At 47.5% G+C, this 25,301-nt stretch carries 24 protein-coding genes; 5 read left to right on the plus strand and 19 right to left on the minus strand.

Annotated elements, in window-relative coordinates:
- Positions 1 to 75 precede the first annotated feature (75 nt).
- The 5 genes from N288_RS25565 to N288_RS18570 form a co-directional block, all read right to left on the minus strand.
- Positions 76 to 3,396 (minus strand): DNA translocase FtsK, encoded by a 3,321-nt coding sequence (locus tag N288_RS25565; RefSeq protein WP_022544287.1) that lies wholly within the window; start codon positions 3,394 to 3,396, stop codon positions 76 to 78.
- A gap of 349 nt (positions 3,397 to 3,745) precedes the next feature.
- Positions 3,746 to 4,546 (minus strand): DUF1444 domain-containing protein, encoded by an 801-nt coding sequence (locus N288_RS18555; protein WP_009795377.1) that lies wholly within the window; start codon positions 4,544 to 4,546, stop codon positions 3,746 to 3,748.
- 89 nt (positions 4,547 to 4,635) lie between these two features.
- A complete protein-coding gene (locus N288_RS18560; protein ID WP_009795378.1) occupies positions 4,636 to 4,953 on the minus strand; it encodes a thioredoxin family protein in 318 nt (105 codons plus the stop codon).
- Positions 4,940 to 5,983, minus strand: a complete 1,044-nt coding sequence (locus N288_RS18565; protein ID WP_009795379.1) for a PTS transporter subunit IIC — start codon at positions 5,981 to 5,983, stop codon at positions 4,940 to 4,942. Before N288_RS18565 ends, N288_RS18560 begins: the two co-directional genes overlap by 14 nt.
- A gap of 201 nt (positions 5,984 to 6,184) precedes the next feature.
- Entirely contained in the window at positions 6,185 to 6,694 is a 510-nt protein-coding gene (locus tag N288_RS18570; RefSeq protein ID WP_035403264.1) for a hypothetical protein, read from the minus strand.
- Positions 6,695 to 6,854: 160 nt separating this feature from the next.
- Here N288_RS18570 and N288_RS18575 point away from each other — a divergent pair, with 160 nt between their 5' ends.
- A complete protein-coding gene (locus N288_RS18575) occupies positions 6,855 to 7,301 on the plus strand; it encodes a YtoQ family protein (RefSeq protein WP_009795381.1) in 447 nt (148 codons plus the stop codon).
- A 41-nt stretch (positions 7,302 to 7,342) separates the two neighbouring features.
- On the opposite strand, the gene N288_RS18580 is transcribed toward N288_RS18575, so the two are convergent.
- Positions 7,343 to 7,867, minus strand: coding sequence for a DUF84 family protein (locus N288_RS18580; RefSeq protein WP_022544288.1), 525 nt, complete (start codon positions 7,865 to 7,867; stop codon positions 7,343 to 7,345).
- Positions 7,868 to 7,962: 95 nt separating this feature from the next.
- Complete coding sequence (locus tag N288_RS18585; RefSeq protein WP_009795383.1) at positions 7,963 to 9,036, minus strand: M42 family metallopeptidase; 1,074 nt, start codon at positions 9,034 to 9,036, stop codon at positions 7,963 to 7,965.
- Between the two features lie 212 nt (positions 9,037 to 9,248).
- On the opposite strand from N288_RS18585, the gene N288_RS18590 reads away from it, so the two are divergent.
- Positions 9,249 to 9,563 carry a PepSY domain-containing protein gene (locus tag N288_RS18590; RefSeq protein ID WP_009795384.1) on the plus strand — a complete coding sequence of 105 codons (315 nt, stop codon included), beginning with the start codon at positions 9,249 to 9,251 and terminating at the stop codon, positions 9,561 to 9,563.
- A 49-nt stretch (positions 9,564 to 9,612) separates the two neighbouring features.
- Here the strand turns inward: N288_RS18590 and N288_RS18595 are convergent, their stop codons facing one another.
- The gene (locus N288_RS18595) at positions 9,613 to 10,452 is read right to left on the minus strand and encodes a YtnP family quorum-quenching lactonase (RefSeq protein ID WP_022544289.1); all 840 of its coding nucleotides are present in this window, start codon (positions 10,450 to 10,452) and stop codon (positions 9,613 to 9,615) included.
- Positions 10,453 to 10,873: 421 nt separating this feature from the next.
- Positions 10,874 to 11,512 carry a tRNA (guanosine(46)-N7)-methyltransferase TrmB gene (gene trmB, locus N288_RS18600; protein ID WP_022544290.1) on the minus strand — a complete coding sequence of 213 codons (639 nt, stop codon included), beginning with the start codon at positions 11,510 to 11,512 and terminating at the stop codon, positions 10,874 to 10,876.
- 283 nt (positions 11,513 to 11,795) lie between these two features.
- Between trmB and N288_RS18605 the strand changes: the two genes are divergently transcribed.
- A complete protein-coding gene (locus tag N288_RS18605) occupies positions 11,796 to 11,975 on the plus strand; it encodes a hypothetical protein (protein WP_009795231.1) in 180 nt (59 codons plus the stop codon).
- Between the two features lie 112 nt (positions 11,976 to 12,087).
- Complete coding sequence (locus N288_RS18610; RefSeq protein WP_009795233.1) at positions 12,088 to 12,366, plus strand: YtzH-like family protein; 279 nt, start codon at positions 12,088 to 12,090, stop codon at positions 12,364 to 12,366.
- Here the strand turns inward: N288_RS18610 and N288_RS18615 are convergent.
- The 4 genes from N288_RS18615 to thpR all read right to left on the minus strand — a co-directional run bounded on the left by N288_RS18615 (position 12,363) and on the right by thpR (position 17,388).
- A complete protein-coding gene (locus tag N288_RS18615; RefSeq protein ID WP_009795234.1) occupies positions 12,363 to 13,142 on the minus strand; it encodes a phosphotransferase family protein in 780 nt (259 codons plus the stop codon). The two genes, N288_RS18610 and N288_RS18615, sit on opposite strands and share 4 nt — an antisense overlap.
- Before the next feature lie 366 nt (positions 13,143 to 13,508).
- Positions 13,509 to 15,650, minus strand: a complete 2,142-nt coding sequence (gene pulA / locus N288_RS18620; RefSeq protein ID WP_009795236.1) for a type I pullulanase — start codon at positions 15,648 to 15,650, stop codon at positions 13,509 to 13,511.
- Between the two features lie 197 nt (positions 15,651 to 15,847).
- The gene (locus N288_RS18625) at positions 15,848 to 16,801 is read right to left on the minus strand and encodes an NERD domain-containing protein (protein WP_009795237.1); all 954 of its coding nucleotides are present in this window, start codon (positions 16,799 to 16,801) and stop codon (positions 15,848 to 15,850) included.
- 29 nt (positions 16,802 to 16,830) lie between these two features.
- Positions 16,831 to 17,388, minus strand: coding sequence for an RNA 2',3'-cyclic phosphodiesterase (gene thpR / locus N288_RS18630; RefSeq protein WP_009795238.1), 558 nt, complete (start codon positions 17,386 to 17,388; stop codon positions 16,831 to 16,833).
- A 229-nt stretch (positions 17,389 to 17,617) separates the two neighbouring features.
- On the opposite strand from thpR, the gene cysK reads away from it, so the two are divergent.
- Complete coding sequence (gene cysK / locus N288_RS18635; RefSeq protein WP_009795240.1) at positions 17,618 to 18,550, plus strand: cysteine synthase A; 933 nt, start codon at positions 17,618 to 17,620, stop codon at positions 18,548 to 18,550.
- 79 nt (positions 18,551 to 18,629) lie between these two features.
- On the opposite strand, the gene dat is transcribed toward cysK, so the two are convergent.
- The 6 genes from dat to N288_RS18665 all read right to left on the minus strand — a co-directional run bounded on the left by dat (position 18,630) and on the right by N288_RS18665 (position 25,170).
- Entirely contained in the window at positions 18,630 to 19,505 is an 876-nt protein-coding gene (dat, locus tag N288_RS18640; RefSeq protein WP_022544292.1) for a D-amino-acid transaminase, read from the minus strand.
- Positions 19,506 to 19,543: 38 nt separating this feature from the next.
- Positions 19,544 to 20,962 (minus strand): dipeptidase PepV, encoded by a 1,419-nt coding sequence (pepV, locus tag N288_RS18645; RefSeq protein WP_009795242.1) that lies wholly within the window; start codon positions 20,960 to 20,962, stop codon positions 19,544 to 19,546.
- 104 nt (positions 20,963 to 21,066) lie between these two features.
- A complete protein-coding gene (locus N288_RS18650; RefSeq protein ID WP_009795243.1) occupies positions 21,067 to 22,254 on the minus strand; it encodes an ABC transporter permease in 1,188 nt (395 codons plus the stop codon).
- Complete coding sequence (locus tag N288_RS18655) at positions 22,247 to 22,960, minus strand: ABC transporter ATP-binding protein (protein ID WP_009795244.1); 714 nt, start codon at positions 22,958 to 22,960, stop codon at positions 22,247 to 22,249. The genes N288_RS18650 and N288_RS18655 overlap by 8 nt, the downstream gene beginning before the upstream one ends.
- Positions 22,961 to 23,011: 51 nt before the next feature.
- Positions 23,012 to 23,740 carry an MOSC domain-containing protein gene (locus N288_RS18660; RefSeq protein ID WP_022544293.1) on the minus strand — a complete coding sequence of 243 codons (729 nt, stop codon included), beginning with the start codon at positions 23,738 to 23,740 and terminating at the stop codon, positions 23,012 to 23,014.
- Between the two features lie 134 nt (positions 23,741 to 23,874).
- Positions 23,875 to 25,170 carry a M48 family metallopeptidase gene (locus tag N288_RS18665; protein ID WP_022544294.1) on the minus strand — a complete coding sequence of 432 codons (1,296 nt, stop codon included), beginning with the start codon at positions 25,168 to 25,170 and terminating at the stop codon, positions 23,875 to 23,877.
- Positions 25,171 to 25,301: the final 131 nt, after the last annotated feature.

Here is a 25,301-nt window from a genome sequence, read left to right on the forward strand (position 1 = left end):
AAGCTCCTCATACCAAATCAGTTATAACTACCGTTATTTTAGTATTCTTTACATGCATGTAAAGAATACCACGTATTATAGCATTGTACTAGTGTCTTGCATGGCCTCGAGGTCTGTTTCCGTGATCAGCACATCACGCGGCTTGCTTCCTTTTGCCTCAGAGATATAGCCGCAGTCCTCCATCATGCCGATCAGCCTTGCAGCACGGTTATAGCCGATCTTAAAGCGCCTCTGGACACTTGATGTCGATGCGCTGCCCTGATCGACAACATACTCGCACGCCTCATAGAAAAGCTCATCTTCCTCCTCGGTTGCCTGTGCTTTTTTCAGGAGCTCTTCCTGTTCAAATAAATAATCCGGCTTGCGCTGGCTCCTCGCATGGGCGACGACTTCATCAATTTCTGCATCGGAAACATAAGTTCCCTGAAGCCTGACCGGCTTGGATGAGCCATTTTCCAGGAAGAGCATATCCCCTCTGCCCAAGAGCTTTTCGGCACCGCTGATGTCGATGATGGTTCGTGAATCGACCTGGGAGGATACAGAGAATGCCACCCTTGTCGGGACATTGGCTTTAATCAGGCCAGTGATGACATCGACAGACGGCCTTTGTGTGGCGATGATCAAATGAATGCCGCATGCCCTCGCCTTTTGGGCGATCCGGCAGATTGCTTCCTCAACATCTGCCGGGGACATCATCATCAGGTCAGCAAGCTCATCAATGACAATGACAATGAACGGAAGCTTGTCAGAATAGCGTTTATGCTGTTCAGCCAGCTGATTGAAACGGTTGATATCCCTGACACCTGCGTGTGCAAACAGCTCATAGCGCCGCTCCATCTCTTCCACCGCCCATTTCAGTGCTGCAGTGGCGGCCTTCACATCTGTAATGACCGGGCTGACAAGATGAGGTATCTGGTTGTATGGAGCAAGCTCGACCATTTTCGGATCGATCAGCAGAAGCTTCAGCTCATCAGGCGATGCTTTATAAAGAAGGCTGACAAGGATTGAGTTGATGCAGACGCTTTTTCCGGATCCGGTTGCACCGGCAATCAGTCCGTGAGGCATCTTCCGCAGATCAGTGACGATCGGGCTTCCCGAGATGTCCAGCCCAAGGACTGCAGTCAGCGGCGATTCTCCGTCCCTGAACACAGGCGTATTGATGATCTCGCTGATCAATACCGGCCTGCTCTTCTGGTTCGGTACCTCAATTCCGATGGTATGCTTGCCCGGGATCGGCGCTTCCATACGGATATCCCTGGCGGCCAGGCTGAGCTTAATATCATCAGTCAGGTTCGTGATTTTATTTACTTTAACTCCGGGCTCCGGCTGAACCTCAAATCGGGTAACAGAAGGCCCCTGGGTTACATTAACAACCTTTGCCCTGACATTGAAATTCTTCAGTGTCAGATTAAGGAACTCTTCCTGCTCCAGCAGCCACTCCTCATTGTCCTCAGGAATGACTGGAGGGGCAAGCAGGCTTTTTGCCGGAAATTCATAGGCCTTGTATTTCGGATCTTCTGCCGGCTGGCCATACTGATGGAATCCGTCCAGTTCCTGTCGCGTCCCTGCTTGTGTCTGTTCAGCTGGCTCTTCAGCCTGCTGATGGAATTGTGCTGGTTCTGCCGCTGCTGCAGTTTCATTTGGCTGTGGAGCATAATTATAATCAGAAGCGAGGGCATTATCCTCGCCGCGTCCCTGTACATTTGTATTTGCAGGCGCTTCATTCCCGATAACTTCAGCTGAGACAGCCGGCGGCGTTGCTTCTTCTGTATTTTCCCGGGTGACAGGCATTTGCTTCACAGCGGTATTTTGTTCTTTTTTCTTCTGCTCTGCAATCCTTCTGTCCTGCTTCAGCATAATCACATTGAAAGGCAGCGGTGATCTTGGCTTCGGCTTCGGCTCTTCTTCTGCCCGGGGAGGAATGTCCTCACGGGTTTCCCCGGCCCTTCCCTCTACAGTTTCCGGCTCCGCCTCATCCAGCAGCAGGGCAGACGCTGCTTCATGCTGGCCGGTTATCTGAGTACACTGTTCACCTTTGACAGATCCTGCCTGGAGTTCAGCATTTTTTTCAGCATGGTCTCCGGATAGTACTGCTGCTTCTGTTTCTTTATCAATTTCATTCTTATCCGGCAAATCTGCAGGATCGTCCGCAGGTTCCGGCACTGCTTCAAAATTAAGTGGAGCCGGCCCGGTTCCCGACGGGTTATATGGGATATCCTTGTTATATTCTTCAGTATCTATTCTATTTGGCTCAGCGTCTTCATGCAGGATTGTATCGCTGCTGTTAACCAGCGCTTCACCTGCATTTTCATCTTCCGCCTCATCGGGCTCAAAGTCTAATTTGGTGGCCGGGGCAGTACTATATCCGGCCTCAGGAGTGCTGCTGTCCATTACTTCAGGGTTACTGCTGGTGATCCCTTCAGTCATGCCATCCAGCGGCGGGGTACCGTCGAAAGGTTTGATGCTGCTGTCAGCTTCAATTCTGCCGGCCGGCAGCTCTGCATATGAATCGCCACTTTCAAGCATCTCCCTCTCCTGCCCTGCTTCTGTTGTCACGACAAGTTCGTCTTCGTCCGCTTTTGCAGAAAAAGCTTTTTCAGCAGCTGGATTGGAGAGGCCGCCCGTATAGGTGTCAGCATCCGTTACTTTAGCAGGACTCTCTTCTGCACTGCCTGGCACGGCAGAGGCTTCTTCGTATCCTACCCTTAAATCAGGGCTGATGGTTCCTTTCAGGTCAGAGATGCCTTCCGGCTGTTCTCCAGGCACTGGCTCTGGCGGATTATTCACAGTATTGCTTTCTTTTTCCCGGCCTCCATCAAGGACCGTTTTCTTCAGAAAATCAATATCATCGAAAAGTGGCGCGTTTTTCACCTGGTCAAAGCTATTCATCTCATAGACTACTGATTCTTCCTTTTTCTTCGGCCGTTCGAACCCGTATATCGGGGAAGGAATTTCCGTTGGCCTGAAGGGGCGCCGGTGGCGGTTGTCTATCGGCGGCTCGCTCTTGCTTTTTTGGGAAGGCTTCGAATAAGATTCATGCTGCTCCGGCTGCCGTTTATTTCTTTTTTCTTGACTATCATTCAGCGGGCCGGCCTTTCCCCGCCCATGCTTCCAGGTTTCTGCCGCCGGCTGCTCCCTTTGGCTTCTTCGCGGATTATGTCCAGGATTTTCCGGCTTTTCTCTGGGTCTCCTTTCCTTTACCGGTGAGCCTTCATCAGGAATAAGCGGAAATCTGAACTGACCCTTAGGGTACTGGTAGAGGATCCTGGCCTCCATCTCACGTCCGTCTCTGTCTTTTTTCGGTTTTGCCGGTTCTATGTACGGCTGCTCTTCTTCTGTTTCTTTATACTCGTCTTCATTATTAAACACTCGGAATAGTTTTTTTATCCAACTCAATATCAATCACTCTTTCTTAAAGGCTGTTTAGGCAAAGCTGTCGGTGTATGGGGATGCTCAAATTTCTGGTACAAAAGCAGAATAACCCTTAAGATTCTATGAAAAGGGCAGCTTATTCTTCCTACCCTTTTATTTTATCAGCTATTCATAAAAATTCGAGTTAAAAAGAGAGAATGAGCCTTTTTATAGGCTTTATGGGTAAAATTGCCACAGTTTCCCTCATCATGCTTATACTTTTGGCATAACCAGTTTAACATCGGGTTTACAACTGTTACAGGCAGTGTAACCTGCAGGCTTTTCCCTGTCTATCAGATATAAAAAAGGACCACATTTCGTGATCCTTCCCCTGTCACTTTTTCTTATTTTTGCCGAGAATGAAAATCGGCTCAAGTTCCCCGTTTTCATAAAGAAATGATAATGCCGTAATCGGTACCCTGCCGCTTGCAAAGAAGCTCATGTTCATCTGGGCGAGGATATCATAGCCTGTATTATTCCGCACATCCGCTATGATCAGGACGTCCTGATGGGGAACGGCAAGTGCCATCTCACCGGTTATCTGCTGCTCCATGCTCTTCAGAAAAGCTTCATTGAGGATGCGGCTCGCATCATAGCCGTCATTTGCGTTCAAAAAATAAAAGATATTGCCGGCCACTTCGTCCTTTTTAATCCCGGTTGACAGGGACCTGACATTAAATAAGGCAATCTCCCTGATCCTTTCAGCTGTCCAGCCCTCTTTTTCCATGAGCGCTGAATCAATGAGCCTGTAGGTTTTGCCCTGGTCAAGGGCATAATAGATCCTCGTTTCTGCTGTATGTTCGTCAAACAGGAACAAGATTCCTTCTTCAGATTCCTGCGGAAAAGAAGTTGACCTGATGACAGGGAAGATATTTTTTTCATGGCCTTCAAGCCCGGATTCTCCCGACATGGCCCTGAGTCCTTCTTCCACATAATAGGCCACCTCTTCAATCGCCTTGTCCTTCTGCTCCTGCCATTTAGCAATGATGCCAGGCAGCGAAATGGTGATCCCTTTGCCCGTCCCTTTATTTTCAATCCGGAGGGTATCCTTTTTTTTATCAAATTCGAAAGACCGGTTATCAGCATCCAGCCTCTTCATTAATTCATCCTTCATTTTCCTGCTGTCCATTTTCATCCTTTTTCCCTCCTTAACGGGAAATTTCTGCAGTTTCCATTGTACAATAGAAAGCCCTCCATCTCAAAGAAGACGGAGGGCAAAAGATATCAGCGGCTGAGGCCGGCGATGAAATTCTCGATTTCTTCCTGTGTTTTCCTATCCTTGCTGACAAAGCGGCCTGATTCCTCTCCATCCCTGAAGGCAATGAAGCTCGGGATGCCGAAGATATCAAGCTGCCCGCACAGATCAATATATTCATCCCGGTCTACATATACAAAGGTATAATCGCTGAACTTTTCTTCTACCTCTGGAAGGATCGGTTCGATGATGCGGCAGTCAGGGCACCAGTCTGCTGAAAACATAAAAATATGCTGCCCCTCATTTTTCATTTGCTCAAACTGTTCCATTGATTCAAGCTTTTTCATTTCTTTTTCCTCCTGTCTGGATCAGCATATCGTCATGTTTGATCCAGCCTTTTTTCCTCATATACTCAGATAATAACAAGCTTATTGCGGCTGGTCCAACAAAATGCAACATGACTATTTTCAGGAAGACAACCGAGCTGAATCCCATTGCTGTCACAGTCATGATCTGCCCGACAAGGCCAGCTGTCCCCATTCCCGCACCTGCCGCATTGTTCTCGAGAACAAATAAAGTGGTACCAAGCGGTGCAAGAACTGCACCCGCAATGGTCGGCGGGAGAAGGATCATCGGATTCCTGATGATATTCGGCACCTGCAGCATTGAAGTTCCAAGTCCCTGGGCAATGAGGCCGCCTACTTTATTTTCCCTGTAGCTGCTGACTGCAAAACCGACCATTTGGGCTGCACATCCAATTGTTGCCGCCCCTGCTGCAAGCCCGTGCAGATCAAGCATCAGCGCAATGGCTGCACTGGAGATAGGTGCTGTAAGGGCGAGGCCCATCAGCACTGCCACAATGATTCCCATTAAAATCGGCCTTTGCTCCGTCCCCCACATGATCATGCTTCCAAGACCCTTTAACAGGAAGCTTATTCCGGGTCCTATCAGCGCTGCCGTTCCATAGCCAGCCAATATCGTAACAAAAGGCGTAACAATAATATCGATTTTCGTCTCCTTGCTGACAAGCTTTCCAATCTCCACAGATATCAGGGCAGCTGCAAAGCTCCCGGCTGGTCCGCCCAGCGCGGCCCCTGCTGCCCCGCTTGCAATCGCAGCGAACAGTACCAGCGGCGGCGCATTCAGCCCATAAGCAACAGCAACGCCGATTGCCGGCCCCATAAGCCCCATCGCGAGCGTCCCCATTTCTATGAAAAAACTCCCGCCATATCCTGCCGGCAGCTGCTCTCCCACCGTCTTAATGATCAGACCTATAATCAGAGAAGAAAACAGGCCTAATGCCATGCTGCTCAATGCATCTATAAAGTAAACCCTCGCAGACAGGCTGACCCCTTTTCTCTTCACAAACTCTCTCATTTAAAATCCCCCGTTCATTCTTCATTGTCATGTGTCAAGACAGATGTTACAACCTATATTGTAAGCATGTACAATGTAAAAAGGAAGAAAAATATACCCGGAACCTTCCTAGTATGGGCGCTTTCTGTTATGAGAAACCAGATTTTCCTTTTGTCCTTAGAAAAAACACAAAAAAAAGCAAAGGGACACCCCTTTGCCTGCCTATTTCATCCGGACGGAATTGACGATATCAATCATCATTGAAGCATCTGCTTTCAGGCTGGAGGTCTTTGTTTCCGTTGTGATCTTGACCCCATCAGCTCCGACAATCAATTCGCTTCTGTCATCATCCAGCTTTTTAATTAGAATAAATCCGAATCTGCCATCATATTGGAAGGTTTCATCCACCTCATAGCTTTCGTTCTGAAGTTTCGCAGACTTATAAACCACCTTGCTGCCTTTGCCCTCATTCTGGTTATAAAACAGGATATATGTTTTGCTTCCATTTTTTAAGATTAGATTGTTTGGGCTCTCTTCTTCAACCTCGACACCAAAAGGCAAATAATAATCTATCTCTTCATTTTCATTATTTGCATCCTTGGGCTTTTGGGTGAAAGCTGTCTCCGCTGCCTTCTTCGCTGCTTTCTGCTCCTCTTGGAAGGATGCAGAACAGGCGCTCAGGAACAGAACGGAGCATATCATTAGCAAGGCGGCGATGCTGATTTTTTTCATACTATTTTCCTCCCTGCTGGAAAAAATATCGTCCTTTTCTATCATAACCGTCTTTTTAATTATCTGACAACCCCTCCTGCCGGTTTTTCAGGCCTGCGGACGGTTTGTTATTAACAGAAGTGGTAAAATGTAAGATATCTACCAAAGAGGAGGAAGTATGATGGAATTGACAGTTTATCTGGCAGGCGAGATTCATACAGACTGGAGGGGAGAGCTGAAGGAAAAAGCAAAAGCCCTTCAGCTTCCGGTCCATTTTGTCGGACCGATGGAAAACCACGAGCGCTCTGATAAGATTGGGGAAGAAATACTTGGGGAACAGCCGGGCCCTGTTTACCTCGACCAGGCTTCTTCAAGCATCAACAATCTGCGGACCCAGCTGCTGATGGAAAAATCCGACCTGGTCATTGCGCTGTTCGGCGAGCAGTATAAGCAATGGAACACGAGCATGGATGCCAGCACTGCCCTTGCACTGAAAAAGCCGCTGATCCTGATCAGGCCTGAAAAACTGCACCACCCGCTTAAAGAACTCTCACAAAAAGCAAACGCAACAGTCGAAACCGTTAATCAGGCAATCAAAATTCTTTCATATGTCTTTGAAGAAAACTGAAATGCGGAAGCGGCTTGCTTAATACAAGCTGGGGAGAGGCGTCAACGCATCTCCCTATTTCTGTTCCGGTACTCCAGCTGCCCGGCGAGCAGCCTGACAACATGCGCGAACATTTCGGCCCTGTCGACCCTGCCATTTGTGAACACACCGATGGCGCCTTCTTTTTTCCGGATGTTTTCTTTTTGGGCATATTCATCCATGACAGGCCCAAGCTCTCGGCCTGCGAGCAGCTCTTCGGCAATTTCCTGCGGAAGGGGAATTCTGGCCCCTCCAGCGACAATTGTTTCTTTGCCTTTTTGCGCAAGCGCCCCCCAATTGCAGAGAAACAAACCTGCAGCTGTGTTCTGAACCCCTCCTTCCAGACCGATTCCTATATCGCCATCTCCTTCTTTCAGTGCAAGCTCCGCTCTTTGTACAGCCCCTTTAATCGTTTCATCATCTGTAAAAGGCTGGTCACTCACACCGGAAGGTACATCCACAGAATCGACTTTAAAGCCGCTTTCATTGAAAATGGCTTCCACAGCACCTATTTTCGCCGGATTTTTAGAACCTATTATAATTTTCATAAAGCTGTTCTCCTTTTTCATTGCTGCAATCTATATTGCCCCATTTTGACCCATTGAAAAGAGGCAGCACTGCTGCTGCCTCCGGGCTGTTGTTTTTACGCGTTCTCGCGGATGGATGCGACAGTGGCTTTGTCGCAGGATTTAACAAGCTTGACCAGAAGCTCTTTTGCTGCCGCATAATCATCCACATGGATAATGGAAGCGTGAGTATGAATATAACGGGAGCAAATGCCGACTACCGCACTTGGGACTCCTTCATTTGAAGTGTGGACACGCCCTGCATCTGTTCCGCCCTGGGAAACAAAATACTGGTAAGGCACATTATTCTTCTCAGCTGTATCCAGCACGAATTCCCTCATGCCGCGGTGCGTAACCATGGAGCGGTCCAGAATGCGAAGCAGCGCACCTTTCCCAAGCTGGCCGAATTCCCTTTTGTCGCCTGTCATGTCATTCGCAGGGCTTGCATCCAATGCAAAGAAAATATCAGGCTTGATCATATTGGCGGCTGTCTGCGCACCTCTCAGCCCGACTTCTTCCTGGACTGTCGCCCCGGAATAAAGGATGTTCGGCAGCTTTTCGTCTTTCACTTCTTCCAGAAGTTCGACCGCAAGCCCGCATCCATAACGGTTATCCCAGGCCTTCGCCATGATTTTCTTTTCATTTGCCATTGGCGTAAACGGACAGATAGGGATGATCTGCTGGCCGGGCTTAATGCCGATCTTCTCTGCATCCGCACGGTCATCTGCACCGATGTCAATCAGCATATTTTTAATATCCATTGGCTTGCTGCGCTTGGCTTCATCCAGCAGGTGCGGAGGGATGGAACCGATGACGCCTGTGACCGGGCCATTATTGGTCATGACCTGCACCCTCTGGGCAAGCAGGACCTGGCTCCACCAGCCGCCAAGGGTCTGGAAGCGGATCATGCCGTTATCGGTGATGGAGGTAACCATGAAGCCAACCTCATCCATATGGCCTGCTACCATCACAGTCGGGCCTTCCTCATCTCCCCTTTTTACTCCAAATACTCCCCCAAGCTTGTCCTGGACCACTTCATCAGAATACTGGCCAAGCTGCTCTCGCATAAACTTGCGGACTAAATGTTCATTCCCCGGCGCTCCCGGCAATTCTGTCAGTGTTTTAAAAAGCTGCAATGTTTTATTGTTCATTGTACCTGCTCCTTTAATGGGATTTATATCATTATTATGTATACAGTTATTTTACAGAACTTTCTTACCTCTTACCACCTTTTCCTCCTAGCCGTCCCCCAGATATGGTTCCATGTTCTTTCACTTTATGTGAATTCCTTTAATATATCCGGTTACATTTGGTAGAATGGAATAAAGAACAACAATGATGGAAAAAGACGGAGGGGCAGATCATGAACTGGAAATCATTTTTGCTTGGTGTTGGAGTCGGAGCAGCAGGCGGCTTGGCTGTGAAGGAATTAATGGCAGATAAAACCGCGGTTTCTCCAGAGAAAGCACTTGACCAGGCTAAAGCCGCTTTCAAGAAAAATGGCCCGATCAGCGGATCATGGATACATATGCAGCCTGAACCTTATGAGAAGCATGGGCTTAGCTATAATGTCTATAAAGGCGGCATTTCAAGGACAGCTGATGGAGAGGTATCTCAATACGAGTTTGTCGCAGACAGCCGCACCGGAACGATTTTGGATGCCTATCCGCTGTCTTAAAGATTGCAAGCTAAAGGCCGGATTCTTTTATCCGGCCTTTAGCTTGCCTTTATCTGGTGCGTTTCAGCTCTTCCTTCAGCTGTTTATCCCCGTCCCATTTCACCGCCCGGAAATAGGCATCATGGTAAAACGTAAACCATGCATCCCTGCTGATTCCGTACTCAAGCCATTTCTGCTTCGCAGCGATTGAATCCATCGGATAATCGTCAAAGGCAAGAACCCATAGAACATTCTGGTGGGCATGTGTCGGCATGATGTCTGCCATATGAACGATTGTTTCCCCTTCTTCCTCGATGAGAATAATGGCATGTCCATCACTGTGACCGCCTGTGTGGACCATTCTCACTGGACCGAAGCTCCATTCATCTTTGAATGTGATCACCTGGTCCTCTATCCCGCTCCAATTTTCTTTCCAGTATGTATTCCTGGACCGGATGTTCGGATTGCGCATCTCTTCCCACTCGGTTTCCGATACAATGATTTTTGCATTGGTGAACACTGAAACAAATTCTTCTCCTTCAAGTCTGGTAAGGCCGCATGCATGGTCGAAATGCAGATGGGTCATCAGTACATAGTCGATATCCTCCGGGCTGAGGCTAAGCTCTCCGAGGGATTTTTCAAGACTGGATTCTTCTGTCACTCCGTAGTTCCGCTTTTGCTTTTCGTTAAGCTTGCCTGAGCCAATGCCTGTTTCTATGAGCATCTTTTTCCCGTTAGCTTCCACAAGGATTGGATCTGTTCTAAGCTCGATCTGGTTATTTTCATTGCAGGGATATTTCTTTTCCCACAGAGCTTTTGGGACAACGCCGAACATGGCGCCGCCATCCAGATGTGTGACCCCGCCGTTGAGCCACGTGAGCTTGACTGTTTTTAATTTTAAGGTTTCCATTTGGACACTCCCTTTTTCAGCAGATTGTATGTATACCTGTCTTGTTCATTTTATCATTAGGAGTGGAGTTGGTGGAATATTTAGTCTTTTTCGCTTGCTTCTTGAGATAAGTTTTCTGCTTTTTACTTAGCTGTTAATTTCCGTTCCAGGCACTTCGCTTTCCGCGGGGCGGAGTTGAGCCTCCTCGCGCTTGCGCGCTGTGGGGTCTCAACATTTCCGCTATCTCCCACAGGAGTCTGCGTGCCTTCCACTCCAATTAACAGGTTTTCAAACTTTTATGATTATGAAAACCAAGCCTTTTTGTTTCCAAGGCAATTTATCCCAACTTAATTACATAGATAGAAAAAAACAAAAAGAGCACGAAATATCCGTACCCCTTTTGTCTATACCAGCGCTGCCGGCCAGGACAAGCGCTCCATAATTATTGATATCTCACTTCAGAGCGGTAGATTCTGCTGCCTCTGCCGGAGAATTTTTCTTCGTATTCGGTCATGATATTGCCTTCATAGTCGCTGTTGTGAAGGTCGAGGCTGACGTAAGTGAGGAGGAGTCCGTATTCGGAGAAGCTTGTAAGTGAATATTCGAACAGCCCCTGGTTGTCAGTCTTGAAATGGATTTCTCCTTTATCGACAAGGATGCTTTTGTAGACATCAAGGAAACTTTTGAAAGTGAGCCTTCTTTTTTCATGACGGGTCTTTGGCCAAGGGTCTGAGAAATTAAGGTAAACCCTGTCTACGTCCCCTTTATCGAAATACTCAGCCAGGTTCTTGGCATTGGCATTCATCAGCTTAAGGTTTGGAAGCTCTTCTTCAATAAGCTTATCAAGGGCAGTCACGATGACGCTTTCTGCCAATTCTATGCCGATATAGTTGATATGAGGATTGGCCTTTGCCATCCCTGTGATGAATCGGCCTTTCCCTGTTCCAATTTCTATATGGAGCGGCTGGTCTTCTTCAAATACTTCAGCCCATTTTCCTTTATGCTGAATCGGCTCCAGGATGACATACTGCGGATGCTGCATTAATTTATCTTTAGCCCAAGGCTTGTTTCTTTGTCTCATGAGGACACCCCTAAATAATAATATCGTTCAAACAATACCATGCCTTCCCTATCGATGCAACCCTCGTTCAGGAAGGATCGGGGAGCATCCGGCCGCATATGTAAGGGCACTGTCTGTTAAAGCGCGTTCATCTTATGTTACCGGAAATATCTCCTGTATATCAATCGAAACCGCGTTTTTCATTTATATGATGTTTTGTTAAGGTTTTAAGAGTGTACTCGAACGGAAAAACCCGAGCCTGAAATGCTTTTCCTTCAGGCATCAAAAGGAGCTGGAAATATACATGGGAAAATTGATTGAGACAGGATTGGAAATGGCCGTCCTTTTAGTTATAGGCATCATGTTCCTTGGCTACAGTGTGACTGTCTATCCGTATGAGAAGCTTAGGAACAGAAAATGGACTCAGAAAGTCAGATCAAAGAGACAGAGCCTTTATATCGGAAAGCCTGTCAACCATCTATAAAAGATAAGCTGATGAATAATAAAAAAAAGGAATTCACATGATAAATGTGAATTCCTTTTTTTGTTGGTGCCTCAATCCCATTCATGTACAAATAGAAAGGATGCTGAATCATATGCCGCTGTGCCATACAGATCAACTAACCCTGCTGAGGGATATATTAAGCAGCCATCAGACAGACTGCTGCGGGTCGGTTTCAGAGTGTGAACAATTGGAGCGCTTGGTAAAATCCCTCATGGTCAATGCAAATATCGGCCAGGAGGTAAGGACAGTACTGGAGCAGATTTACAGCTACAGCCAAAACGGCGCCGGCTCTTCCAATCTCGACGGCCATATAGAGCTGCACCAGCAGGAGCTCTCCCAGTGGGTAGAGAGCATTGACCAGCTTTCCTAGCCTAGGTCAAGCTCCTTGATGAACTGGATCCACTTATCCATTTCTTCATATCTCCCCTTGCTTTTATGCCATTGAATCGATGTCAAAGTCTGGGCAGCCACATACCATTTCATGCGAAGGGCAAGGGAGGATGTTAATTCCATTCCATACCGCTTCAGCCAGGAATGCCATTTATCACGGGGGATGTACCAGTATAAGAGCATCCCGAGATCAATGGCAGGGTCGGCAATCATTGCCCCATCCCAATCAATCAGATACAGCTGGTCGTTCTCTGTGAGCAGCCAGTTGTTATGATTGACATCGCAGTGGCAGACGACCATATCTTCACAGAAGATATTCCCCTTCTCCTTTTCAAGGAACCCGAGGGCTTTCCTGACAGCATCCAGTCTGCGGATTTCTTCATCCAGCTCTTCTGTGACCGCGTTCAGTATTGCCTCTGGCTTCAGGGGAGATTTTCCCAGCCTGCTAAGCATCCCAAGGAGCGGCCTGGAGTCATGGATTTTCTTGAGAAGCCTGGCTACCCGCTCATCTTCCATATCCCCCGGCTTCAATTCCCTTCCGGCAAGCCATTGCTGGGCTGTTATGACGTCCCCATTTTCAAGCCTTTTTGTCCACACAAGCTTTGGAACAATTCCTTCTGCTGACAAAACAGCGAGAAAAGGCGATGAATTCCGCTTCAAGAATAATTGCTGCTCTTCATGCTGGGCAAAAAACGCTTCACCTGTCGCTCCTCCGGCAGGAACTATCTCCCAATCTTGTCCGAATAAATGTTCCAAAATTGTTCACCTACAATGTTTTTCTGCAAATTAAATGCGAGTAAGGAAAGTGCAAGGCCCGCATCTCAGCCAGGCCTTTTACAGTCTCCTATCTATATATGCGGAACTGCAAAGAAAGCAAAGCCCGCTCCTGTCCATTCCGCCGCTAATTGATTAAAGGACTATTGTATAGAAAAGCAAAGTAAAATAAAAAAAAGCTATTGAAGCAAATGTCCTGCAATAGCTATCTTATAAATTTTATCTCTTAGCGTGTTTTCTAGTCAAGTCAATCAGAGATAAAAACAGTATTTTATTATAATGATTTCTTTTTCAATTTTTATGGTTTGATCCCGATTCAGCTTCGGGCGGGCAAAAGGGCAGCTTCTTTCACCTTCTGGCAAGGATCAGCAGGCTGCATGGGGCAATTATTGCAGCGCCCGAATTCACAGTATTTACCGGTTCTGCACCCGCCCTGTCTCCGTCCGCCAAAACTTCCCATTCTCCATCAGCAGGGAACTTCCGCTCTTCCCGGGAAGGATTGAAACATACCCTGATGGAATCATAGCCCCCGAATTCCCTGATATCCTGCAGCTCGAATGCAATCATCGGCTCTTCTGCCTGGATGAACTGCATATGCCTCCTGATCAGGTCTGTGCTGTGAAAACGGAAAGCTTTGATGTTCTTCCTTATGCTAATCAGCCCTTTTATATAGTCCACATTATCCTGATAGTGAAGCCGGCGCTCCCAATCAAGCCAGTTGACCTCATTTGGGGACCGATAGCTGTTGCCGTCCCCATTTTTTGTCCTGAAGAACTCCTGTCCGCTGTGAAGGAAAGGAATTCCCTGTGCAAGGATGACCATTGCCGTCGCAAGCCGGTGGTGCTTCTCCTTGAATTCCTCTCTCTCTTCAGGGAAACATGCGCCAAGCTTATCCCATAGTGTATGGTTATCATGCGATTCGGCATAGTTCACAGACTGCCCCGGAGAACGGAAGAGAGGCTTAGCCTTTTTCCCCATTCCGATGCTTCCGGCAAGAACCTGTTTCGCATCCTCGCGGTAATGTGCATTTCCCAGTGCATATCCTTTATCATAAATATTGAATGTACTTCCCTTAATAGAATCCCTGAACCAGTCATTGAACTGGCCGATCCTCTCGAGCTTGCCCTGGTTGCGCAGATTGGCCTTTTGTTCCTGCGGGAGAGGAGTGTTAAGGTCCCACCCCTCCCCAATGATGAGAATATGCCTGCCGGCTTCATCTGCAGCTTTCCTGACCTCCTGCATCGTCCCGACATCCAGGATTCCCATCAGATCAAAGCGCAGCCCGTCAATTTTATATTCATGCAGCCAGAACTTCACGGAATCGACGATGAACTTCCCTGCCATCTTCCTCTCAGAGGCAAAGTCATTGCCTACCCCGGTTCCATTTGATGGCATCCCGAACTCATCGTGCCGGAAGTAATAGCCTGGTACAAGCTTTTCAAAATCGGATGATTCCCTTATATAGACATGGTTGTACACAGCGTCCATTATGACCCGCAGGCCCTGGGAATGGACAGCTGAAATCAAATCCTTCAGCTCAAGGATCCGCAAATACGGGTCTGAAGGATCCTCGGAGTAGCTGCCATCAGGTGCGTTGAAGTGGAGCGGGTTATAGCCCCAGTTATAATCTGATTTTCCCCCGAGCTCATCCACCCCCGCAAAGTCGTGGAAGGGGAGGAACTCGATATGGGTCGCCCCCAGCTCCTTTACGTAGGAAAGGCCGGTCGAACAGCCCTCCGGCCCCTTTGTACCCAGCTCTGCCGCACCGCGGTATGTGCCTTTTTTATCCGCGCCGCTCCCGGGATGGATGGTAAAGTCCCTGATATGGGTTTCGTATATAACCGCATCTGTATCATGTTCCAGCTCCGGAAGCTCAAGCTCAGGCATCTTTATTTTCCCGGGGCTGGCAACGACGGCTTTCTCCCCATTGGCTGTAAGCGCGGCAGCATATGGGTCTGCAGCCTCCCGCCACTCAAGATCGATGCATACCTTGTAAGAATAGGCATGAAGTTCAAGATCTCCCTCGGCACAATAGGACCAGACACCGTAATCTCCTCTTTCCATTGCATATTCCGTGATACCCTTCCCTGGCTCTTCTAACGACAGCCTGGCTTGAGTGGCGGTAGGGGCCCATAGCTTGAACACTGTCTGTTCTTCTGTATAAAAGCACCCCAGGCTCCCGCTATAATAATATTTTTCATCAAATGCCTCTGTCCGGATGACAGATCCAATCTGAAGGTCTGTCTTCCCCCCATGTTCATCATGGATCCAGCAGGTTGTTCCGAGATCCAGATCACCTTCGAAGGTGCAAATATATTTAATCTCCTCTTCCAGTTCCTGCTGTTCTTTAATAAAGAGCTCCTTCTTCCCTTCCTGGCCTGAAAGAGCAAATTCAGAACAGCTGCCATTGTAATAAGAACGGGGAAGCAGGATGGCAATGATATTCAATTCATCAAGGTATGCATGGTACATCCGTTCCACTGTGATCATCGTCTCACTCCGCTTCTATTCTCGGCTTTCCTCCGAGTACTTCCTTATTACCTGTAATACAGGCTGCCCCAAACCTTGCCCAGGGCATTTTTTAAAGGGTGTCTTAACAGCTATTCACACGAACGAGCCCAAAATCAGGATGAATTACTACAAGACCTTTTGATAATTGCCCAGGCATGTATTTAAGATCATGTGCCTTATTCAACTTCTCCCCATTCCGGGCGTTTCACACAGGTTGTCTGGCAATATTGCAGGAGGATCTGCGCGCTTTTAAGCTGGATATGCTTGATGGGGGACGTGTTTTTCCTCATAGCTTCAAACCACTCCTCGAATCCGCGCTTCTCAATCAGCTCCACCCCATATGGTACATTCGGATAATCAAAATAGCCTTTCCGGCTTACTAATACTTTATGTACCGGGAAATCGATTTCATACATTTGAAAAATGCTCTTTACAATTTTTTCTGTCCGGTCCAGGGCGATGAGCGGATTCAGTATTTTCTTTTCTTCCTTCCCTGTCCTTTTTAACCAGAAATGCTCCTTGGAACCGATGAAAACAGCCTGCTCATCTTCTTCCATAAAGGAAAGGCAATAGGCCCCAGTCGGGGTAATAAAGACCGATTCTGCCTCTACAGGCGCTTTTTTCAAACGGAATACCGGCTTATAAAGAAGCAGATAGGTGTCCGGAAAACGCTGAAGGAGGAAGCGGAGCTCGGGGTCATAGAAAAAGGATCTCTGAACAAATGATTTTTCCATGATGGTCGAGCTCGCCCACTTCATTTGAAATCTAAAAAGCTGATCCAGGAATTGCTGCTTCAATTCATCTGCCGTATCCGGCCTTGAGGCAAACTGCGGATCAAAATCGAGCTTCTCTTCCACTGCCTTTTCAGGAACCGGCTCAGCGTCCTCTGACTTCCTCTTCAGGCTGAATATTCCCTTAATCCTCTCTGACAGGGGCTGTTTCTCTTCCAGCTTCCAATCATCCTCTGCTTGTCCCGGTTCAGGGCCGAAAAACCGACCATCGTTATTTTCCCATGCGTCCAAAAGCTGTGCCCACCGCTGCTTCTTCAGTCGGACATATCTGGAAGGATATAAAAAGATATCCTGTTCATAGCGTGAAATATAATCCTGTAGCTTTATTAACTGTCCCATTCCCTCTGCCTTCCTTGTTTCCTTGTATTTTATTTCAGTGTATAAACCTCGATTGCTTCGTATTTAGGACTTCTATCCATATGCGTCTGATATAAAACCACTTCTGCGGCAGGAAATGAGATTGTCTCTGTTAAAACAGATTCATTTCCCAAAAGGTCCGGCTCAAAAGGGCTGCTGCCTGCCCACTTCCTTGCCAGAGTGATATGCGGCTTAAATGGCCGGGTCTCCAGCTGAAAGCCTGCTTCCTTACAGGCATCAAAAACTTTCTTCCTTACCTCGGCAAGCCTGGGCTGGGCTGCTGTGTCCGACCAAAAGATCCTGGGCTGATCCGGCTTTCCGAAGACGCCAAACCTTGAGGTGGATAGGCTGAAAGCTTCCTCTTCCTCAAGTGCCTTCCTGACAAGCCTGGCTGCATGCTGCAGCTGATCCTTCCCTGCATTTCCCAGAAAGGCCAGCGTAATATGATAATCCTGATAATGGACCCATTTTTGAAATTCAAGCATTCCTGCTGCCGCTTCGCATTTCAGCTTCAGCTTTTCTTTGGCATCGTCAGGAAGCCGCACAGCAAAAAAATAATGTGTTTGCATCAATAAAACGCCCTTTCCACGACATTTCTATTTATTTTAACAAAATTTGCACAGCCGGGAACAAAAAGCTGCCGGAAAATCCTTAAGATTTGATAGCCTTCCCACCTTTTAGGTATGATTATGGAGCAGAGCATTAAATGAAAATCATTTAGTTTTCCCTCCTTTTGCATGAGATTTGCTGAAGGAATGCAAAATAGCTTTATTATTATTTTTAGAAAGGAAGAGTTTTATGAAGGTTGTAGACAACCTGTCTGACTTGATTGGCGACACGCCGCTCGTGAAGCTGAACAGGCTGGCCCCAGAGAATGGAGCAGCCATTTATGCAAAGCTCGAATTTTACAACCCGAGCAAAAGCGTCAAAGATCGGGCAGCTTTTAATATGATCATTAAAGCAGAGGAAGAAGGAAGGTTGAAAAAAGGGTCAACCATCATTGAGCCTACAAGCGGGAATACCGGGATCGGCCTTGCGATGAATGCTGCTGCACGCGGCTATAAGGCCATTCTTGTTATGCCTGACACAATGACACTTGAACGGATCAATCTGCTGAAAGCGTATGGGGCGGAAGTGGTCCTCACACCAGGTGATGAAAAGATGCCCGGATCAATCAAAAAAGCGCTGGAGCTTGCAGAGGAAATCCCGGACAGCTTTGTCCCGATGCAGTTTGATAATGAAGCAAATCCCGATGCCCACAGAAAATCAACCGCACTTGAAATTATTGATGGGATGGAACAGATTGGAAAGCCCCTGTCTGCTTTCGTCGCGACTGCAGGCACAGGCGGAACGATCACCGGAACCGGAGAGGTGCTGAAAGAGAAATATCCGGGTCTTGAGGTCCACGTTGTTGAACCGAAGGGCTCTCCAGTCCTTTCAGGAGGCAAGCCCGGCAAGCATAAGCTTGTAGGCACCAGCCCCGGTTTTATCCCTGAAATCCTTAATCAGGATGTTTATGATGAAATCCACCAGATCAAGGACGAAGAGGCTTATGACACAACAAGGAGGCTCGCCAGGGAGGAAGGCATCCTTGTCGGCCCTTCCTCAGGGGCAGCCTGCTTTGCGGCCATCGAAGTCGCCAAAAAGCTCACACCCGAAGATGCAGTCGTCTTCATTGTGTGTGATACAGGAGAAAGATACCTTTCCAGCGACCTGTTCCGTTTTGAGTAAGATAGTATAAATGACGGAAACAGCTTTATATGAAAAAACCGGCCATGCCTCCTGATCTGGAGTGCCTGGCCGGTTTTTTTCAGCTGTTCAACGCACCTGTTTGAATGCTTCCGCATTCCTTTTCAATTTTTTCGAGGAATAGGCCTTGCAGCTTCTGCGTCAGCTCTCCTGGCTTACCGTTCTTCACAGGACTGCCGTCAATCCCGATGACCGGCATCACTTCAGCTGTTGTGCTGGAAATGAAGATTTCATCTGCACCAAGGAGCTCATCAATCGTGAATGCTTTTTCCTCAAACGGAATATCATTCTCATGGGAAATCTCGAGCACTTTTTGCCGTGATATCCCATTAAGAATGAAATGGTCAGCCGGATGTGTCACCAGTTTATCGCCGCTTACGATGAAGATATTAGATGAGCTGCCCTCGGTCACTGTATGGCCCCGATGCTGGATGGCTTCAAAGCACCCAGACTGGGCTGCCTTCTGCTTGGCCAGCAAATTGCCAAGCAGGTTAAGGCTTTTAATATCGCAGCGGAGCCAGCGGATATCTTCAGTCAGTATTGCCTTGATCCCCGATTTCATATTCTCCTCCGGCCGCGCAGCTTCACGGGTATAGGCTACGAAAGCGGCAGGGACTTCACTGCCCGGAAAGGCGTGATTCCTTGGCGAAATGCCCCTTGAATACTGAAGGTAGACTGTTCCGAAACCAATTTTGTTCTTCCCGATCAGCTGTTCCAGTTTCGTTTTTAGCTCTTCCTTTGTAAAACCAGGGTTCAGTCCGATCTTTTCACAGCTTTCAGACAGCCTGTTCAGGTGTTCCTCAGCTGTAAACATTTTGCCGTTATATACCCGGATTACTTCATAGACACCATCGCCAAACTGATAGCCTCTGTCTTCAATGTCAACCTTGGCATCTTTGCGTTCAATCAATTCCCCATTCAGGATTGCATATTCCACTTTCGTTCCTCCCCTATACAATATTCAGCCTGTTTCTTTTATTTTGCCAGCTCATAAATAGCCTGTGCATAGATGGCTGCAGCTTTTACAAGGTCCTCAATAAACATATATTCATCCTTCTGGTGGGCAATGTCCTCCCTGTCAGGGAATAATGGACCAAAAGCGACACCGGCCTTCAGGGAACGGGCATACGTTCCTCCCCCGATCGAGATGAGCTTGGCCTCATCTCCAGTCTGCTCCTCATACACTTTTTTCAGCGTCTGGATCAGGAAAGTATCCTCATCCACATGATGGGGCTTGGAATCTGTAAAGTTTTCGAGGCGGAACCCTTCTTTTCCAGCAGCAGCCATGACCGTTTCCTTGGTTAAAGCCATATCATTGGTGACAGGGTAGCGGAGATTCAATCCAAGCCGTCCGCCTTCTGCCTGTGAATAGCTTATCTTTCCAAGATTGATGGTCAGGTCGCCTGTGATATCGTCAGAGTAGGCCGCGCCCAGCTGCCTGCCGCGGGAATCCTTGAAGAAATAGCGGTCAGCAAAGCTGAAAAATTGGGCTGCCTTTGAATCGATTGAAAGCTCTGACAGGAATTTAGCTAAATATAAGCCTGCATTCTTCCCGTTATCAGGCTCCATTCCATGTGCAGAAATTCCTTCAACCTCAAGAATCAACTCACCATTATCCACATGATAGCTGCCTTTCAGGTCATGCTGCTTCTGGAAATCTACAAAACGCTGCAGCACCTCTGTCTGTTCATGATGGACGAGCAGGGATGCTTTGGCATAGTCAGGGACCATGTTGTATCTTCGGCCGGACTGGAATGAAGCAACTTCTGCCTTGACATCGCCATCCTGATTTTCTGCTGTGCTTTCCTGAACAAGGTCAAAGTCGGAAATTCCTTTTTCTGCATAGATGATCGGAAAATCAGCATCTGGGGCGAAGCCGATATCAGGCATCTGCTCGTGCTTGAAATAATGGTCCACACAGCGCCAGTCGCTCTCTTCGTCCGTCCCGACGATCATCCGCACTTTTTTGCTCAGCGGCAGCCCAAGCTCCTTGACTATTTTCATAGCATAATAAGCGGCCATTGTAGGCCCTTTATCATCCAGCGCCCCGCGTGCAAAAATCTTTCCATCCCTTATTTCTGCAGCAAAAGGATCGCTTGTCCATCCGTCACCTTCAGGAACAACATCCACGTGGCAAAGAATCCCGACGATTTCTTCTCCACTCCCAAACTCAATATGTCCAGCAAGATTGCCGGTGTTTTTCACGGAGAATCCGTCCTTGCTGCCCAGCTCCAGCATAAAATCAAGTGCTTCTTTGACTTCTTTTCCCAGAGGGGCATCTTCAGTCGCATTCTCTTCATCAAGAATGCTCCTGATTTGCAGAAGCTTCTGGGTATCAGCCAGGAAAGCCTGCTCACGTTCTTCTATTTCTTTCTGCCAATCAATGTTTTTCATACAAATCCTCCTTATGTACATTCCAAAAGCAGACCGGCTGCATCCGGAATAATTAAACCAATTTCGCTCTTCCATTATAAATCATTTCAATGGAAAACCTTAAATCAAAGAGAAAGGCTGCCAGCAGGCATCTGGCCTGTCAGCCAAAGTCCTCCCGCTGCCGCCAGTATAACAAGAATGATGGACAGAAGAAAGAGAGCCCATACCGCTTTGGTCCTTGCCGAAAAATACGCATCTCTTTCACCGTATTTTTTTGTGAGGGGGTGGGAGATCGTGATTTTTCCCCAAACCATCTGCAGCCAGGAAAACATCATGATGAGGAAGCCGATGGCTATAAGTGTTTTTAACCAGATAGGCGGAATGATGACGATCGCTGCCACTGCAGGTGATATGATTTTTAAATAGTTTCCCCAATAAGACGGGTTGCGCAGGAATACTTTAATGAAAACTTCCAGAAATCCGGCAGAGACCGTCCTTTTTTTAAAGATCCTTTTTGATTGCCTGAACAAAAAAGGCTTTTTTCTTACTGCGGAAGGCGAAGGCATCTCTACCTCATAGGAAAGCTGGAAAATTAAGCCTGTATATTTGACTCGTTCCTCCCTCTCAAATGCCGCTTCAGTATCAAAGGTATGTGTTTTGGACAGATTCCTATTGTATAGGAAGCTTCCCAGGGCAAGCAGCAGAATAGCCGACATATTAAAGGCCAGCAGATTTCCCCCGAGCCACAGGGCAAAAACCAGCTGGACCATCCAGCTTAACAGCACAAAGCTTGCAAGACTGAATAGTATCCTTAAAAGCTTCCCTTCTATCTTCCTCAGATTTTGCTTCAGCCACATAATAAATACTCTGCAGGAAAAGAAAAACAGGAAATAAGAAACGGCATATAGCATTGTAAAGCCGTAGTGCCCTATTAAAAAGGGAAGCAGCAGAATGGCTATGAAGGCTGCCTGGCATGCTCCAGCCAGAAGAGAATAGAAAAAAGCTCCTTTTTTAAGGCCGAAATAAAGCTTCCGGTTTTTAATTAGAAATACCTTATCTGCCTCCTGGATAAAGGTTCGGTAATGGCCGCCCCATGAGGCAATATAGCCTGGAAGGAACAGGAAAGCTGCCGGCACCATTAAAATCCACCCGGGCATTTCTGTCCACCAGGATCTGTATATGAAAAAGGAGATGACTGCTGCAGGAACCGCCAGATAAAGGATGATGGTCCAGTCCGCAATTGATCTGAAGACGCTGTACTGATATTTCCATTCTGCCGAAAGCCTTTTAAAAAGGAGCCTGCTGCTAGTCATTTACATGCTCCTCTGAATACATATGGAAGCAATCGAACAGCGACCCGCCCGGCAGGCCGCATTGCTGCCTGATTTCATCCATGGTCCCTGATGCCGCGACCCTGCCTTTATTAATGATTATAAACCTGTCGCAAACCTTTTCGGCAGTGTCCAGAACATGGGTCGACATCAAAATGCCTGCACCCTTTTGGCGCTCCTTTTCGACTGATTCCAGGAAAAGCCTTGTTGCATTCGGATCCAGGCCGATGAAAGGCTCATCAATGATATATACAGAAGGGTTGATGATCAGAGAGAGGACCAGCATGGCCTTCTGCTGCATCCCTTTTGAATATGTATGGGGATAATCATGTGCATAGTCTGCCAGCTTATACAGCTCCAGCAGCTCTTCCGCCTGCTTCCTGTATTCCTGATCGCTGAGCCCTTCTACTGCAGCGATGAAGTCGAGATGCTCCCATAATGTAAGCTCGTCATAAAAGATGGGCCGCTCGGGAACATAAGAATATTTGATCCCCTCTTTAAAAACGGTTTCTCCTTCTGTATAATCCATTAGGCCAAGGATCGTTTTGATCGTAGTGCTCTTTCCCGCACCATTCGCCCCGATCAGGCCGATCAGCTCTCCTGAATGGACTTCAAATTGAATATCCTGCAGATATGGAGCCTCTTTGCTGTATCCCGCCTGTTTTATTTGCGCTGTTAATAGTTTCATTGTTTTCCCCCCGATATATATACGGCGAAGAGAAGGAAAAAGTTTCCTTGGTCAATCTGCAAGATAGATTGCATCACCTGTTCGGATCGGACCTGTACGCACCACTGAAGCATAGACGCCGAAATGATTGCTCCTTTCTTTGGCAACCATTTTCAGAAGGGCGGCATCCTTACCGGCATCCTCCGGATCGACTGTGATGATCTGGCATCTTTCACAATGACGCTTAATCATGATAGCGGATCCTCCGCTGCCGATGATCAGCTTTTTCCCAAACCAGCTTTCTTCTGCAAAGGGAACAGATCCTTCAATATCAAGGATAATATTGGCCCGGAAGCGCCGGTGATCAACTTCTCTGCCCCGCATTTCACCGAGCTTTCTCAATGAAGCGGCGGAAACGAGCTGCAGATGCTCCTCTTCTATTGGACCTAAAGGTATACTCTTTGGCGAGTATTGAATCTGCTCAGTTTTTTTGCCTGTGAGGCTTTCTAAATAACCTGCTACGCGGGGATCGCCCCATTTGGCGCTACTTCCGTCAGGCATTCTGATGATGACTGCCGGAAACATGTTATCCTGTTCCTTTCCTGCAAAACGCGCTGAAAATGTGGCCATCTCGGGAGCCTGGGTAATGGTCAGGAATTTCCCGGGCCTCGACGTGTCCAGGAAAGCATGGCTCCTGTCTCCATATAATCCGTAAGACATCAGCCGCGTCTCTGCCACACTTTCACCGCCAAAGGATTTGACAGGGTGCCTGATGATTTCTTTAATCGTTCCCACCTTCATATCTCTCTCCCCTTTCCCGCTGTTTTTTTCCATATTATAGCACGGTGTTTGTTCAGACGGCAGACAACGCTTACTCGATAAACTCATGGTAAGCACCAAAAAACGCTGCTGAACTCTTCAGCAGCGTTCATTTCTTATTCATAATAAGGCTTAAGCACTTCCAATACTTCAGGGTTTCCGTATTCCTGAGCGTAATCATAGGCTGTAAGGCCCTCTGCATCTGTATATAACGGATCTGCCCCATATTCCAGAAGCAATTCAGCCATACTGGCATCATCTGCAAAAACCGCGCTCATTAAAGGCGTTGTGTCATAGGCATCCACTGTATTTGGATCAGCTCCGTGTTCTGCCAGGAGCCGGGCGGCATCGGCCTGTCCGCTGTACACGGCCCAGTGCAGGGCAGTTGAGCCTTCACTGTCAGCAGCATTAATGTCAGCTCCATTCCCAATCTGGTTTTCAATAGAGGCGAGGTCACTTGTCTCTGCAGCCTCCATCAGAGGCGTAATTCCTTCCACTTCTTCTACTGGTCCATCAATTGGCATATCTGAGAGCATATCAAGATTTTCGATTCCTTTTAAGCCAAACCATAGCCCTGTTCCGGCAAGGGCCAGAAAGAGCACAGCTGCGATAGAACCAATCCAGACAGTACTTCGCTTCTCTTTAAGCACCAGTGCCGTTTCCGGGGCAAAAAACTGTGCCAGTGCATGCAGCCTTTTCGGAAGATGCGGATGAGTGGAAAGCTTCTCATTCAGCCATATGAAAATGCCCTGCTCCGACTCGATCTGTTCCATATAGGTTTCCTGGTCGACCTTCTTATATAATTCTTTCCCGATGGCAAGCATTGTCAGCGCATTCCTGGAAGCTTCATAAGACTCAGTATAGTAGGCAGCATAGCGGTCACAGGTATACTCGCAAGCTCTTAAATACGCATTTCCCAAAAATGGCACCCACAGAGCAGGCAGCAGGAGGAAGCTGACTGTCACATGCCTTCGTTTCAGATGGGCAAACTCGTGTGCCAGTACAAACAATACCTCCTTCTCCGCTTTCTGCTCAATCAATTCAAAAATACCAGAATACAGCACCACCATATTTTTTCTGAAAAACCTGGATGCAAAAGCATTGAGAACCCCTTCGGATTCCACAATATAAATATCCGGGACTTTCGCAAGCCCCATCTGCCCGGCCACTGAAACCGCCTTTCCATACAGCTCTGGGAATTGCTTTTCCCCAAGCTTTACACCGTTCCTGCGGATTCCGGCCATCATCAGCCCGTGGAGAATGATGGTGGCAGTCAGCAAAATGGCCAGCATGATAATGCCAATAATAGTTATAGATAATAGCAAATACGTAAGGATGCCGAATAAAATGACAAAAGCAAAATAGAGACTTTCTTTTCTGTGTACGAGCTGTTCACGCAACGAATGATTCAAATAATTCCATCCCCTTCGGTTATCTGCATAAATTACTCATTGATTATAATGAATTTCCCCATTTGGGAATACAGGTAAATAGGCCCATTAAAAAAAAGCTGGTAAACACATATGCAGATACTTAAATGCAT

Source organism: Bacillus infantis NRRL B-14911 (assembly GCF_000473245.1).
GTDB classification, from domain to species: Bacteria; Bacillota; Bacilli; order Bacillales; family Cytobacillaceae; genus Bacillus_AB; species Bacillus_AB infantis.

What these genes read in the sequence shown, in the direction of transcription:
- N288_RS18555 (WP_009795377.1), bottom strand. Translation starts at nt 4,546, where the DNA reads ATGAAAATGGACAGCAGGAAAATGAAGGATGAATTAATGAAGAGGCTG.
- N288_RS18560 (WP_009795378.1), bottom strand. Translation starts at nt 4,953, where the DNA reads ATGAAAAAGCTTGAATCAATGGAACAGTTTGAGCAAATGAAAAATGAG.
- N288_RS18565 (WP_009795379.1), bottom strand. Translation starts at nt 5,983, where the DNA reads ATGAGAGAGTTTGTGAAGAGAAAAGGGGTCAGCCTGTCTGCGAGGGTT.
- N288_RS18570 (WP_035403264.1), bottom strand. Translation starts at nt 6,694, where the DNA reads ATGAAAAAAATCAGCATCGCCGCCTTGCTAATGATATGCTCCGTTCTG.
- N288_RS18575 (WP_009795381.1), top strand. Translation starts at nt 6,855, where the DNA reads ATGGAATTGACAGTTTATCTGGCAGGCGAGATTCATACAGACTGGAGG.
- N288_RS18580 (WP_022544288.1), bottom strand. Translation starts at nt 7,867, where the DNA reads ATGAAAATTATAATAGGTTCTAAAAATCCGGCGAAAATAGGTGCTGTG.
- N288_RS18585 (WP_009795383.1), bottom strand. Translation starts at nt 9,036, where the DNA reads ATGAACAATAAAACATTGCAGCTTTTTAAAACACTGACAGAATTGCCG.
- N288_RS18590 (WP_009795384.1), top strand. Translation starts at nt 9,249, where the DNA reads ATGAACTGGAAATCATTTTTGCTTGGTGTTGGAGTCGGAGCAGCAGGC.
- N288_RS18595 (WP_022544289.1), bottom strand. Translation starts at nt 10,452, where the DNA reads ATGGAAACCTTAAAATTAAAAACAGTCAAGCTCACGTGGCTCAACGGC.
- trmB (WP_022544290.1), bottom strand. Translation starts at nt 11,512, where the DNA reads ATGAGACAAAGAAACAAGCCTTGGGCTAAAGATAAATTAATGCAGCAT.
- N288_RS18605 (WP_009795231.1), top strand. Translation starts at nt 11,796, where the DNA reads ATGGGAAAATTGATTGAGACAGGATTGGAAATGGCCGTCCTTTTAGTT.
- N288_RS18610 (WP_009795233.1), top strand. Translation starts at nt 12,088, where the DNA reads ATGCCGCTGTGCCATACAGATCAACTAACCCTGCTGAGGGATATATTA.
- pulA (WP_009795236.1), bottom strand. Translation starts at nt 15,650, where the DNA reads ATGATCACAGTGGAACGGATGTACCATGCATACCTTGATGAATTGAAT.
- N288_RS18625 (WP_009795237.1), bottom strand. Translation starts at nt 16,801, where the DNA reads ATGGGACAGTTAATAAAGCTACAGGATTATATTTCACGCTATGAACAG.
- thpR (WP_009795238.1), bottom strand. Translation starts at nt 17,388, where the DNA reads ATGCAAACACATTATTTTTTTGCTGTGCGGCTTCCTGACGATGCCAAA.
- cysK (WP_009795240.1), top strand. Translation starts at nt 17,618, where the DNA reads ATGAAGGTTGTAGACAACCTGTCTGACTTGATTGGCGACACGCCGCTC.
- pepV (WP_009795242.1), bottom strand. Translation starts at nt 20,962, where the DNA reads ATGAAAAACATTGATTGGCAGAAAGAAATAGAAGAACGTGAGCAGGCT.
- N288_RS18650 (WP_009795243.1), bottom strand. Translation starts at nt 22,254, where the DNA reads ATGACTAGCAGCAGGCTCCTTTTTAAAAGGCTTTCGGCAGAATGGAAA.
- N288_RS18655 (WP_009795244.1), bottom strand. Translation starts at nt 22,960, where the DNA reads ATGAAACTATTAACAGCGCAAATAAAACAGGCGGGATACAGCAAAGAG.
- N288_RS18660 (WP_022544293.1), bottom strand. Translation starts at nt 23,740, where the DNA reads ATGAAGGTGGGAACGATTAAAGAAATCATCAGGCACCCTGTCAAATCC.